Annotated in this window: 10 protein-coding genes; 2 read left to right on the forward strand and 8 right to left on the reverse strand. The window is 44.6% G+C overall.

Translation table 11 applies throughout. From position 1 onward, the window contains the following. Positions 1-254 precede the first annotated feature (254 nt). The 8 genes from ACTUJY_RS13985 to ACTUJY_RS14020 form a co-directional block, all read right to left on the reverse strand. Positions 255-482, reverse strand: coding sequence for a hypothetical protein (locus tag ACTUJY_RS13985; RefSeq protein ID WP_463616723.1), 228 nt, complete (start codon positions 480-482; stop codon positions 255-257). A 67-nt stretch (positions 483-549) separates the two neighbouring features. Beyond that, a complete protein-coding gene (locus ACTUJY_RS13990) occupies positions 550-900 on the reverse strand; it encodes a hypothetical protein (RefSeq protein ID WP_463616724.1) in 351 nt (116 codons plus the stop codon). A gap of 78 nt (positions 901-978) precedes the next feature. Next, entirely contained in the window at positions 979-1,287 is a 309-nt protein-coding gene (locus tag ACTUJY_RS13995; RefSeq protein WP_463616725.1) for a hypothetical protein, read from the reverse strand. Between the two features lie 235 nt (positions 1,288-1,522). Then, positions 1,523-3,346, reverse strand: a complete 1,824-nt coding sequence (locus ACTUJY_RS14000) for a DUF885 domain-containing protein (protein WP_463616726.1) — start codon at positions 3,344-3,346, stop codon at positions 1,523-1,525. Between the two features lie 152 nt (positions 3,347-3,498). Then, positions 3,499-4,299: a nucleoside triphosphate pyrophosphohydrolase gene (mazG, locus tag ACTUJY_RS14005; protein ID WP_463616727.1), complete on the reverse strand. Its 801-nt coding sequence runs from the start codon at positions 4,297-4,299 to the stop codon at positions 3,499-3,501. Between the two features lie 75 nt (positions 4,300-4,374). After that, positions 4,375-6,582, reverse strand: a complete 2,208-nt coding sequence (gene relA / locus ACTUJY_RS14010; protein ID WP_463616728.1) for a GTP diphosphokinase — start codon at positions 6,580-6,582, stop codon at positions 4,375-4,377. 154 nt (positions 6,583-6,736) lie between these two features. Next, positions 6,737-8,068, reverse strand: a complete 1,332-nt coding sequence (rlmD, locus tag ACTUJY_RS14015) for a 23S rRNA (uracil(1939)-C(5))-methyltransferase RlmD (RefSeq protein ID WP_463616729.1) — start codon at positions 8,066-8,068, stop codon at positions 6,737-6,739. Between the two features lie 77 nt (positions 8,069-8,145). After that, positions 8,146-8,925, reverse strand: a complete 780-nt coding sequence (locus tag ACTUJY_RS14020) for a 3'-5' exonuclease (protein WP_463616730.1) — start codon at positions 8,923-8,925, stop codon at positions 8,146-8,148. Between the two features lie 240 nt (positions 8,926-9,165). On the opposite strand from ACTUJY_RS14020, the gene ACTUJY_RS14025 reads away from it, so the two are divergent. After that, positions 9,166-10,137 (forward strand): ABC transporter substrate-binding protein, encoded by a 972-nt coding sequence (locus ACTUJY_RS14025; protein ID WP_463616731.1) that lies wholly within the window; start codon positions 9,166-9,168, stop codon positions 10,135-10,137. A gap of 9 nt (positions 10,138-10,146) precedes the next feature. After that, entirely contained in the window at positions 10,147-12,951 is a 2,805-nt protein-coding gene (barA, locus tag ACTUJY_RS14030; protein ID WP_463616732.1) for a two-component sensor histidine kinase BarA, read from the forward strand. Positions 12,952-13,075: the final 124 nt, after the last annotated feature.

Consider the following 13,075-nt stretch of genomic DNA (forward strand, 5'->3'; position numbering starts at 1 on the left):
CCAAAACGATTTTTAGAATCTATCCGTGAAGATAGTGTGGTTAAGTTTTAAACTTGTGTAACTCAGCTGTTATACAGAAGCAGAAGCTGAGTTTTTAAATTTCGGTTTCCAGGGTTTCGCTTTACTGCACCCAGGCTATGGCGTTTATTGAATACTTACAGCATCAATATTACAAAGCCCCCAACCGTTGTACCCTTCTGGCCGATCGTTGATCGAATAATAAACGCGTATATTTTTTTGCGACATTTTTGCAGCTAATATTGTCGAATAAACCAACCTAGAGAATTCACTGTTGTCAACATTTGGGAGATACCCCCTTTATTTCCATAACAACCAGGCATACTATTCTCACCAAACTGGATGTAAGGACTTCCTTTTGTATTCGAATAAATCAGATCTACTTTCGTCCAATCACCATACTTATCGTTTGCTTGAATGCCAGTTGCCAGTAGTAAACAAATAATCAGCGTTAATTTTTTCATTAAATAAACTCCGGGGTAATCCTGGGTTTCGCTACGCTTCACCCAGGCTACAATTTAAAAAGTAATATTAGTTTGCTCGTATTCCCGCACCTTGCGAGGTCGTCGGGCTTATCGTACAAATTTCACCCGTAGCAGGAAGATCAACCACAACACCGTATAACTTTCTAGAAGCAACCGCCGTCAGTGCCATAGAAAAAGCAGCTTTTGTTCGCTCTAATCCTAAGTCAGAAACATTCGCTCTTATACGTTCAAATTTGCAGGTTTCCTTTAATGTGTTGTTTTCAATATAAACCAGAAAACTACCATCGGGCTCTACGGTTTGAACCATGGTTGCTTTTCCCCAATACCAAGTGTTGGCAGCATAGGAAAAAGAACTTATGAATGATAAGGTGATGGCTAAAAGGAACGGCATTTTCATTGAGTAAACTCCGAGTTACTCCCGGGTTTCGCTACGCTGCACCCAGGCTACGGTTAAATAAAATAATTGAGTGTAAGATTAGCTTTCGTAAACTGCGATGATTTTGCAGGTGGTCTCATCGATATTGATGGAAACGGATTTATCACGTGCTTTGGCAGCTAACAGTAAGGCGTATTCGTCTTTAAAAGATTCGCGGGTGCGATCGAGGCAGTAGCGGTTGGGCCAGGTGCTGTAACAGGTGCAGTCATTTTTGGTGAAACCATCTTGGCCGATGGATATGGTTTTGCCATCGTAGCCGATGGCGATCATATTGATTTTACCGTGATGCCAGTCGGCTGAGGCCAACAAACAAGAAAAAAGTGCAGTTGCGAGAAACAGCGTTCGCATTAATGGGTTCCCCAAAGGTTTGGTTACAGCTTTTACCATCCGTAGTAAACACTAGGCGTGTAGCTTCGACTAAAGTTTGCGCAATTATACAAATCCGCATTGGCAAAGCCAATAAAAATTGTCATAAATGTGTAATATTACACACCTTAAAAGCGCTAAGTTTCGAGTACATTTTAAATAGCGTTTACTTTGTTATATCAACCTGTTTCTTATAGTTTACAAATACTACTTGTGCTTAATCCTTCGCTTCCCTCGCTGCCCACTTTTGGTGCTTCAATATCCAACGCTCAATCTTTCGCTCTAAAATCGATAACGGTAAGGCGCCATCTTTAAGCACTTCATTGTGAAACGCTTTAATGTCGAAATTTTCCTTAAGCTGTTGTTCGGCCTTTTTTCTTAGCTTTTGAATGTTCAACTGCCCCATTTTGTATGACAACGCCTGCGCCGGATTAGCAATATAGCGTTCAACTTCGGCGATTGCGGTGTGCTCGGTAACCGGCGCATTTTTCATTGCGTAATTAATTGCTTGTTCTCGACTCCATTGCTTCGCGTGAATCCCAGTATCCACCACCAAACGGATCGCCCGCCATAACTCCATCGTCAAAGAGCCATAATGTTGATAAGGATCGTTATAGAACCCCAACTCATGCCCTAAAGATTCGGCATACAACCCCCAACCTTCAATAAACGACTTTTCCGTCGCCAACTTACGAAATTTGGGAATGTCTTCCAGCTCTTGTTGCAACGAGATTTGAAAGTGATGCCCGGGTGAGGCTTCATGTAAAAAGGTGGCCACGGTTTCGTACTTTGGCAAGGCTTTCAAATGGTAAGTGTTCACATAAAAAATGCCAGGCCGTCGGCCATCGAGCGACGCCGGTTGATATTGCGCACTGGACGCCGAACGTTCGCGGTAGGGCTCTACGGCACGCACTTCGTAAGTTGCACGCGGAAAATGTTGAAAAAGCCGCGGCGTTTGTCGGTTCACCTGCTTTGCCAAATCGCGGTAAGCACTTAACATAAGTTCTTTAGAATCATAATAAAATTCGGCTTCCGTTTGCGTGTGTTTAAAAAACGCGTTTAAGCTTCCGCCAAATTCAACTTGTTTCATGATTTGCTGAATCTCGAGCTGTATTCGCTCAACTTCGGCTAAGCCAATATGATGAATATCGTCTGCTGAAAGCTGGCTTCCGGTATAATAAGCAATTAACGCCTGGTAACGTTGTTTGCCATCGGGCAAAGCATAAAGACCAACGCTTTCGCGTGCGAGTGGAATGTAGACGTCTTTAATAAAGTTATGCAGTTTTAAGTACGAGGGAATGACTTTTTGCTTTATCGCTTTACTGTAAAAATTAATCAAATACTGTTTTTGACTCGCCGAGAAGTGTTTTGGAAACTGGGCAATAGGCTGATAAAAAATATTGGTTTCTACCATAGGCGTGATAACCGATGCTAACTGGGGCAATACTTTTTGCATCACCACTTTTGGTTGCACGTACCCTTGATCAATCCCCTGTTTCATATTAATAATCATTTGATCAACAATTTCCGGTATTGAATCAATACGCTGTAGCCAGTTTTCGTAGTCTTTTAAGGTATTAAATGGTTGTGCATCGTTCCCAGATCCTAACCCTGCAATCCTATTCATGTAATTGTGGTATTGATTGATGGGTATTAATCGATTGCTGTATTGCAACCACATAAGTTCCGTTTGAAGCTGATGGACTAACAGTTCGCGGTTTAATTGTTGTTGATCGTTTAATTGAGTTGCATCGATGGACTGAGCCTCACTCAACAATTTTTGGTATTGAGCTTGCGATTGCTTTTCGTAAGATTCTGAAAAGGAATTTAGGAGAATATGATTGTATTTATTTTCTCCCAGATAAGTGGCATAAACAGGATTAAGCGACAAAACCGTCTGGTAAAATTGTTCATACAGCGCATTGGCTTTTTCAGCTTCCGATTGTTTTTTCGCTTCAACCGTTTTAAGGTTAAAAAAAACGAGCACTACAAAAACAAAAAATATCCTCTTAAATAGGATTTTAGACAGTGTCGCTAACATAAACTTTCCTCGCCGTTCAGGAATAATATTCTCATTCCTGGGATTATTACTTCAGCTGTTGGGAGAGGCTTCGCTCTCGACAACTGCTCCTGCGTTGTTCTAATGGCATAAATCCATGTATGAATTCCCCGGATACGACTTTAATGACCGAATTAATCACTCTGCTGCTTTGCTTGTTGCCAAAAATCTTCCATCTCGTCGAGGGACAAGTTCGACAAGTCTTTATTTTCACGCTCGATCTGTTGTTCCATCATTCGGAAACGACGCTCAAACTTACGTGTTGCTTTACGTAAAGCGGTTTCGGCGTCAAACCCCAAGTGGCGACTTAAATTTACAGCAACAAACAATAAATCCCCCACTTCGTGCTCAAGATTTTCTTTTTCACTTTCGGTAAGCTCGGGCTTTATTTCTTGTTTCACTTCGGAAATTTCCTCATCCAGCTTATCCCATACACCAGATAGGTCTGGCCAATCAAAACCTTGTTTTGCCGCCCGTTTTTGAAGTTTTTGGGCGCGCTTTAAAGCAGGTAAACTGAAGGGTACATCGTCCATCAAACTCGCTTTATGGTCTTTTTCTTGTCGCTCTTTGTGCTTTTGATCTTCCCAAGCTTTATGCAATGCTTCATCGGAATCGAATGAAGCATCGGCAAAAACATGAGGATGTCTAACCTTTAACTTGTGACACACAGCCTCAACCACGTCATTGAAATCAAATCGACTTTCTTCTTCGGCTAATCGACAATAAAACACCACTTGAAATAACAGGTCGCCCAATTCTTTTTTGAGCTCATCGTAATCTTCCCGCTCAATCGCATCGGCGACTTCATAAGTTTCTTCGATGGTAAAGGGTACAATGGTTTTGTAGGTTTGCTTAAGATCCCATGGGCATCCGCCATCTGGATCGCGAAGTTTGGCCATTATGGATATCAGTTGTGTGATAGGGTGTTTTTTCATGGGTTCTTAATTCTGAGTTCTGAGTTCTTAGTGCTTAGTGCTTAGTGCTTAGTGCTTAGAGCCTAGTACTTTTTGTTACCCTTGCCGTTTCACTTCAATCACGTTGGATATTTGACTCAGCTGGGCCAATACTCGCGAAAGCTTATTGGTGTTTTCAACATTCACGCGCACATTGATGCGCGAGGTTTGCGTTTTTTTATCGATGCCAGAAGTTAATTTTTCCACGCTCACTTTTTCGTTGGCAAAAACGGTTGTGATATCTTTTAACAGCCCTTTGCGGTCGTAAGACACCACTAAAATATCGACTTCGTATATTTCATCGCTACGATCGCCCCAAGAAACTTCCAGCAGCCGTTCCGGTGAGTTTTCATTGGCTTTTAAAATATAATTGCAGTCTTGCCGGTGCACGACCACACCTCGTCCTTGGGTGATGTAGCCTTTAATCGAATCACCAGGAACGGGGCGGCAACAACCGGCAATACGCGTGAGCAAACTGCCGACGCCTTCAATTTGAATACCTTTGGTATTTTCTTTTTTACGACGCGTTGGCGGTTGAAAAACTTTCTTTTCTTTTTGTGTTTCCAGCGTTCCCTGCATCGACCGAATGCTGTTGATCACCTGCGTCATGCCGATGTCGCCTGCACCTATTGCCGCGTGTAACTCATCAATATGATGGAAGTTAAACTTATTTGCGAGTCGCTCAAGGTCGACGTTTTCCAACCCATGGCGTTGCAAGTCTTTTTCCAAAATGGTGCGCCCGGCAGCGGCGTTTTTATCTTTATCCTGATGACGAAACCATTGATGGATTTTGGCACGTGCACGCGAAGAACGAATGTAACCGTTGTGCGGATTCAGCCAGTCGCGACTCGGATGACCGTTTTTTGTGGTTAAAATTTCAACTTGCTCGCCAGTTTGCAATTGATGAGTTAGCGGAACAATACGGCCTCCCACTTTAGCCCCCCGGCAGTTGTGCCCCACTTCCGAATGCACATGATAAGCAAAGTCGACCGGTGTGGCGCCCATAGGTAAGTCAATCACCTTCCCTTGCGGTGTAAACACGTAGATACGATCTTCGATCACTTCATTACGAAACTCTTCCAAAAACTCACTGGCATCGACCACTTCTTCTTGCCATTCCAACAACTGTCGCAACCAAGAAATTTTCGCTTCAAAACCGGCTTGTTGTGCTTTAGCGCCTTCTTTGTAACGCCAATGCGCAGCGACACCGAGCTCCGACTCTTGATGCATGGTTTTGGTTCGGATTTGGATTTCTATGGTTCGACCTTCTGGCCCAATCACCGCAGTATGTAACGATCGATATCCGTTTTCTTTCGGCGTCGCAATGTAGTCATCAAACTCTTTTGGAATGTGCTTCCACAAACCGTGAACCACACCTAACGTGGCGTAACATTGCGGAATTTCATCCACTAAAACGCGCACCGCTCGCACATCATAAATTTCTTCAAAGCCCACATTTTTACGCTGCATTTTGCGCCAAATACTGTAAATATGCTTGGCCCGCCCCATAATATCGGCGCCATAAATGCCGGCTTTTTCCAACTCTTGCTGAATGGTTTTTATCACTCGCTTAACGTAACGCTCACGATCAACGCGCCGTTCATCAAGACTCTTAGCAATGTATTTGTATTGCGCAGGATTTAAATACCGAAAGGCGAGATCTTCCATTTCCCATTTCAGTTGCCCCACCCCTAACCGATTCGCCAAAGGCGCATAAATATCACTGATCTCCTGCGCGACCAACACGCGGGTTTCTTCATCAGCATTTTTAGCTTCACGTAAAACCGACAGTCGCTCAGCCAACTTCACAAGCACTAACCGAACATCATCCACCATCGCCAATAACATGCGACGAAAATTGTCCATTTGCTGACCGTCGGCTTTGTTCGATTGTTTTTGTTGCAGTGTCGAAATGGCGTCCATTCCTTTAACGCCTTTGCATAAATTAGCAACGACGGTTTTGGTACGCTCGGCAAGCATTTCGTCATTTAAATGTCCGGATTGGTAAAGCGGGTACAAAAGCGCTGCAGAAAGTGTTGCGGCATCCACATGCAAATGAATCAAGATATCGGCAATGCAAAGCCCTTCTTTGAAGTCACCTTTGCATTTTTCATTTTTTTCAATGATTTCGCGCGCCAAAGCAAAAGCATTGGCGATGAGTTGTTGCTGCTTTTCGCTGTATTGCAGGGGTAATCGCGACAACCACAATTGCGGGTCATCGGTGTGAGAAAAATCAACGAAATGATCTTCTGCTACTTTTACCATGCGTTTACTCTAAATTAAAAGTAAATGTTCCGCTAAGCTCAAAAATGCATTAAGTCATTCAGATCGTGTCATTGGCATAAAGGCCAATGACACGTCTTTAAAACGGGTTTTACAACCTCTATTTAAATAACGTTTTAACGTTTCAAGCTCAAACTTATTTTTCAAACACAGCAATGGACTCAACATGCGCCGTGTGCGGAAACATGTCCATCACACCGGCTTTCACCAGTCGATAGCCTTGCTCTTTCATTACACCTGCATCGCGCGCTAAGGTTGCTGGATTACAGGAAACATAAACAATGCGTTTAGCACCAAACTTAGATAGGTATTGCACCACATCGAGTGCTCCGCTACGCGGCGGATCGATCAAAATTTTATCGAAACCTTCTTTCGCCCAGCTTTTATCACTAAAGTCTTGTTGCAGATCGGCCTGATAAAAATTCACATTGGTTAATTGATTGTGTTCGGCGTTTTCGTAACCGCGTTTGACCATCGCATCGACGCCCTCCACACCAATGACGTCTGACGCAACGGTTGCCAAGGGAATCGTAAAGTTGCCTAACCCGCAAAACAAATCCAGTACGCGTTCATTCTTTTGAGGTTCCAACAGTTGAATCGCCAACGACACCATTTCTCGATTAATGGATGCGTTCACTTGCGTAAAATCCATGGGATGAAACTTCAGCTCAACGTTAAAGTCGGGCAATCGATAACTGAGTCGAGGATTGTTGTCTTCCGGCCAGACTTTATGCACCGTATCTGGACCTTTCGGTTGAAAGTAAAGTTCAATGTGGTGCGTTTTTGCAAACGTTAACCACTTGCTGCGATCCTCATCGGTTAGTGGCTGCATATGACGGACCACAAACGCAATTTGCTCATCGCCTGCGGCCAGCTCTATTTGCGGAGTGGATTGTTTCGCATCCATCGTGCTGATCATTTGTCGCAGTGGCATAATGAGTTGATCCACTTTTTCAATCAACACCGGGCATTGCTCTATTTCGGTTAAAAAGTTGCTGCGTTTTTCACGAAAACCAACCAGGCAGGATTCTTTTTTCGCAACCCAACGAACACCCAGCCGAGCTTTTTTTCGGTAAGCAAGCGTTTCGGTTTGCAAAGGACTGAGCCATTGCTCAGGCTCGATATTGCCAAAGTGTAAAAAGTGCTCTTTTAAAATGGATTGTTTAAACGCTATTTGCGCGGTATTCGACATATGCTGCAGGCTACACCCACCACATTGTTCAAAATGCGGGCACGGAGCTGACACACGTTCGTCGGCAGGAGTGATCACTTCCAGCGCGTAACCTTCATCAAACTTACCGTGAACAGCGGCGTATTTCATGACCACTTTTTCGCCGGGTAATGCACCGTCAACAAACAATGTTTTGCCATCGAGATGCGCAATTCCGCGCCCCTCGTGTGAGAGTTTTTCGATGGTCACTTCGACCGGTTGTTCGGGAATGGGTTTGCGTTTACGTCTTCTTGGCATGGTAGAGCTACTTCTCATTTATAGGAATGCAATATTCAGGATGACGTATCCGTTTCGACACCCTAAACCACTGCACTCTAGACTTTTGTTGAATTCCAGATCGACAGGAATTCCTGTAAATGTGGTGCAGTGTCATTCGCAAGCATGTCGTTTAACAACTGGCACTCTTTATCATAGGTCAATTCATCAATATGACCGCGCATCAATTCAAACTTGAGATACACCAGGTAGGTGTTCAGCACGTCGGACTCACAATAATTGCGAATACCACGAATATCGCCATTGAGATAGGCATCCCAAACTTTTGCACCGCTCATGCCCATTTTACCGGGAAAGCCCAGCATGGTGGCAATGTGATCTAAGGGTGCATTGGCACGACCGGTGTACATAGCCAACAGATCCATCACATCGGTATGTCGCGCATGATAACGGCTGATGTAGTTGTTCCATTTAAAACCGGAATCCAGTTCGCCCATATCCCAGTATTGTGCAGCGCAAACACCGTATTTGAGTGCCCGGTAGTGTAATACCGGCAAGTCGAATCCACTGCCGTTCCACGACACCAGCACCGGGGAATATTTATCGATGCCATCAAAAAAGCGTCGAACGATCTCCTGCTCAGATGAGTTTTCATCACCCAGTGACCATACTTTAATCGAGTCGCGATAGCGAAACACGGCCGAAATGGCGACCACTTTATGCAAATAATGCGGTAAAAAGTCCGATTGAGATTTCTGTCGATTTAACTGAAACATCGCTTCGGCCACACCGGCATCCGACAAGCCGTCCAGCTCGTAAATTTTGCGACCGGCCTCAACATCAGGCACCGTTTCTATATCAAATACAAATACATTCATCAGTCGTTTCTGGTAATATTTCTTATTTTCAAAGGCTTAGTTTATTATTGAATAGGGTAGCCGTTCGGTTTGGTTTAACTCCATTCGACTCAAAGCTGTGGTGATTAACGCTAGCTGTGTTTGTCGTACGTCAAAGAAATAACCGCTGAACAGCTTCTGGAAACTATTAGGAGCGGCATTGTACTCTGATGCTCTGCCACTCACCAGTCAAGGTTAGAAATTCGTATTAAGGACCATGATTTGCCTCTATTACGCTTGATCAGTTTGCTATTTTTACTTGTGATGTTGGCTCCCAACACAGTAGAAAGCGCGGAAGACAGCAGTACGGACATTCCTCGTGTGGTGTTTGTACTCGATAACCAATCGGCAAGCTATCAGGCAATATTAAAAGGATTTCGTGAATACACTCGGAAAAATGCCGGGCGATTGGTGCGGCTGAACCTGGTTAACAACCAAAACCTGACACATGCCGAGTTAAGCGAACAACTTTCGGGTGACTTTGACTTGGCAATCGTCGTGGGCACCGATTCAACCCGCGAGGTATTAAAAGCCAACACCGGTTTACCGATATTCGCAATAAAGGTTCATCAGGCTGAGCTGCGAGCGCTGCATAAAGCATCGCTTAAAACAGAAAGAGTGGTCAGTGGCATTTTTCTCGATCAACCTTTTGAGCGATTTGCGACTTTGATCCGACAAGCGTTACCGCAATACCGACGTGTTGGCCTGTTGCTTAGCCAAAATACAAAAAGTTTAAAGCCCCTGTTTGACGAAGTGATGGAAAGCTATCAGCTGTCGCCCATTGTTAATATTGTACGTAACAACGACCTGCCGCAGCGCGTATTGGAACGACTGGCGCTAAAAAGCGATTTGATCGTCACCATTTTTGACGATCATATTTACACCGCGGACAACATAAAAAGTCATTTACTTACCGCATTTCGACACCAAATTCCGGTCATTGGTGTAACGCGAAATTTCTCAGATGTTGGCGCCGTGGCTGCGATTTACACCGATAACTATCAACTGGGTCGGCAAACTGCAAAACAAGTGTTACAAATGCTGGATAATCGCAATAAACCGTTTATACCGGTTTACCCAGAAACCTTTGAAATTAAAATTAATTACAATGTCATGCGCTCTTTTGGCGTGGACCAGCTGGAAGAACAACCGTTGGTTCAGTCTATTCAGAACGCCAGAGTAATAAATCAATAGTTGTGGACTATGTTTGATTGGGGAATAAGAACTCGAGTACTGCTTCTGGCGCTGATGCCAACGGGTATTATTGCGCTGGTCATGGGTGTGTACTTTATTGGCGCTCGCGTGCATGACTTAAAAAGCACTCAGCTGGATCGTGGCCTTACGGTCGCCAAAAACCTCGCTTACGCCAGTGAGTACGGTGTCATGGTGGCCAACTACCCTATCCTCAAACGCTTAATCGACTTGGCGCGCGACGGCGATGAAGACATAACCTCAATCGCCATTTACGACAAACACAACCGCCTATTTGCCCATACCGGAACACGCTCACAAATCAATACCTTGCAGGCCGAAAGTAACGCTGTGCCCTCCATTGAGCAATGGTTTAATGTGGATTCCGGCGTGATTATCCGTTACCCAATTTACAGCCAACCGCTGAACCTGACCGAAACCGATCCTTCCAACCGACCCGCGGAGCCCATTTTGGGCTATGTCGCGTTGCACATGACGAAAGACTTCTCCGCCGTACGTCAATACGAAACCATTATTGCTTCGGTGGTGATTTTGATCACCGGATTATCGGTGGGTGGTTTTTTAGCGCAACGCATGGCACGCGCGGTGACCATTCCGATCATTCAACTGGCACATGCAGTGAATCGCATTAAGGAAGGCAAGCTAAATACTCGCGTAGAAGGCGCAGCGACCGGCGAACTCAGTACCCTGCAAGGCGGGGTAAACGACATGGCCAAATCCTTGTACGAAGCCCGTGAAGAAATGCAACAGGCCATTGAACAGGCCACTTCCGACTTGAGTCAGACCCTCGAAACGCTCGAAGTTCAAAATGTTGAACTGGACATGGCACGTAAACAAGCGCTTGAAGCCAGTCGAGTGAAGTCGGAGTTTCTTGCTAACATGAGTCATGAAATCCGAACGCCAATGAACGGTGTGATCGGTTTTACCAACTTATTACTTCGAACCGAACTCGACGACAAACAACGCGAGTTTCTTTACACCATTCATAAGTCGGCCAACAACTTGCTTTCCATTATTGATGACATCCTCGACTTTTCGAAAATCGAAGCTGGAAAAATGGAACTCGACGAAGCCTCGCTGGATATCCGTGAATGCGTCGATGAAGTGCTTAACTTAATCGCGCCATTGGCCCAAGAAAAGCAATTGGAGCTAGCCGCACTGGTGTATTCCGATGTACCGCAATCCATTTTGGGTGACCAGGTACGTTTAAAACAAGTACTTACTAACCTGGTGAATAATGCAGTAAAGTTCACCGAGTCGGGCTCCATCATTGTTCGCGTGATGCTGGAAGACGAAAACGAACAACAAGTGAATTTAAAGTTCACCATCAGTGACACAGGCATCGGTATGTCACCGGAGCAACAGAAAGTGCTCTTCCAAGCGTTCAGTCAAGCCGATACCACCACCACGCGTCGATTTGGTGGTACTGGTCTGGGTCTGGTGATATCCAAAAAACTGGTGGAAAAAATGGGCGGTGCTATTGGTCTTGATTCACGCCCTGGTGAAGGCTCCAATTTCTATTTTAATATTCAAGTGAATCGCGATTTTGAATCGTTTATTGAAAGCGATTCAGCGTTAAACTTTTTGGAAGAAAAGCGCATTTATTACTACGAGCCCCTTGAAGCGACCCGCCTTTCAATAGAGCATATGCTGCAGCGCTGGGCGATGCGGCTACGGGCATGCGGTGATATGGACGAATTTATTCGTATGGTGGAGCACGCCGCGAATACCGAAAAAACCATCGACTTTTTACTGATCGACTGCAGCGATTTTGAACAACATCAGGAAGAAATCAAGCACCTCTTAAAGCTTGCAAAAGAAAAGCTGGAATGCGCGGTTATAGCTGTGCTCGCCACACCAGAAGCACAGCAAATCAACCAGTTGATGGCTTTAGGCGCGCATGAATGTATCAGTCGACCGATTGCTCATCATCAACTGAAAAATGCACTGCAAGAGCTGCTCGACGAAGAACAGCGATTGCAAATGCGCAGTGCAGTGACCATTGAAGAAGAATCGCCTTTCGAGGCACTGCATATTCTGGCCGTTGACGACAATGACGCCAATCTAAAACTGATCTCCGTATTTTTACAAGACTATGACGTAACCGTTGCAACCGCAACGAATGGCGCACAAGCGGTAGAACATGCGCAAAAAGAAGGGTTTGATTTAATTTTTATGGACATACAAATGCCCGAAATGGATGGTGTAGAAGCCACGCGACGCATTCGTAAAACCCGCTTAAATCAACGTACACCGATAATCGCGCTTACCGCACACGCCATGATGGGTGAACGCGAAAAACTGTTATCGGAAGGTATGAACGATTACCTGACCAAACCCATCAGTTTAGAACAGGTGGAGGAAACGTTAATGAAATGGACTCACAACCGTCCGCAGCCCGTTCGTAAAAAAGCGATTGCGGTGGAACCAACCAAATCAGATGACGTAAAAGAATCAGAACAAGCCGCTATTGATTGGCAATTATGCATTAAAATGGCCGGAGGCAAGGAAGATCTTGCCAAAGATATGCTGGAAATGTTGATCAAACACATTCCGGAAGCGCGGGAACAAATTGTCGCGGCTTACGACTCGCAGTCACTCGAAGAACTCAAAAAAGCAGTTCATAAATTTCACGGTGCCACTTGTTATGTCGGCGTACCCCAATTGACCCAACTGGCCAATGCCTATGAAACGACGTTAAAAAAACATGGGTTGAAAAACGATATCACCAGTCATCATAAAAAACTGATCGATGAAATGGAGCGAGTTGAGCAGTCGTTTGTTGAGTTTGCTTGAAAAGTTCTAAGTTCTAAGTTCTAAGTTCTAAGTTCTAAGTTCTAAGTTCTAAGTTCTAAGTTCTAAGTTCTAAGTTCTAAGTTCTAAGTTCTAAGTTCTAAGTTCTAAGTTCTAAGTTCTAAGT

It is taken from the genome of Pleionea sp. WD8-19 (genome assembly GCF_055326765.1).

Excerpts from the sequence above, each read along its gene's own strand:
- ACTUJY_RS13985 (WP_463616723.1), bottom strand. The coding sequence starts at position 482 with ATGAAAAAATTAACGCTGATTATTTGTTTACTACTGGCAACTGGCATT.
- ACTUJY_RS13990 (WP_463616724.1), bottom strand. The coding sequence starts at position 900 with ATGAAAATGCCGTTCCTTTTAGCCATCACCTTATCATTCATAAGTTCT.
- ACTUJY_RS13995 (WP_463616725.1), bottom strand. The coding sequence starts at position 1,287 with ATGCGAACGCTGTTTCTCGCAACTGCACTTTTTTCTTGTTTGTTGGCC.
- ACTUJY_RS14000 (WP_463616726.1), bottom strand. The coding sequence starts at position 3,346 with ATGTTAGCGACACTGTCTAAAATCCTATTTAAGAGGATATTTTTTGTT.
- mazG (WP_463616727.1), bottom strand. The coding sequence starts at position 4,299 with ATGAAAAAACACCCTATCACACAACTGATATCCATAATGGCCAAACTT.
- relA (WP_463616728.1), bottom strand. The coding sequence starts at position 6,582 with ATGGTAAAAGTAGCAGAAGATCATTTCGTTGATTTTTCTCACACCGAT.
- rlmD (WP_463616729.1), bottom strand. The coding sequence starts at position 8,068 with ATGCCAAGAAGACGTAAACGCAAACCCATTCCCGAACAACCGGTCGAA.
- ACTUJY_RS14020 (WP_463616730.1), bottom strand. The coding sequence starts at position 8,925 with ATGAATGTATTTGTATTTGATATAGAAACGGTGCCTGATGTTGAGGCC.
- barA (WP_463616732.1), top strand. The coding sequence starts at position 10,147 with ATGTTTGATTGGGGAATAAGAACTCGAGTACTGCTTCTGGCGCTGATG.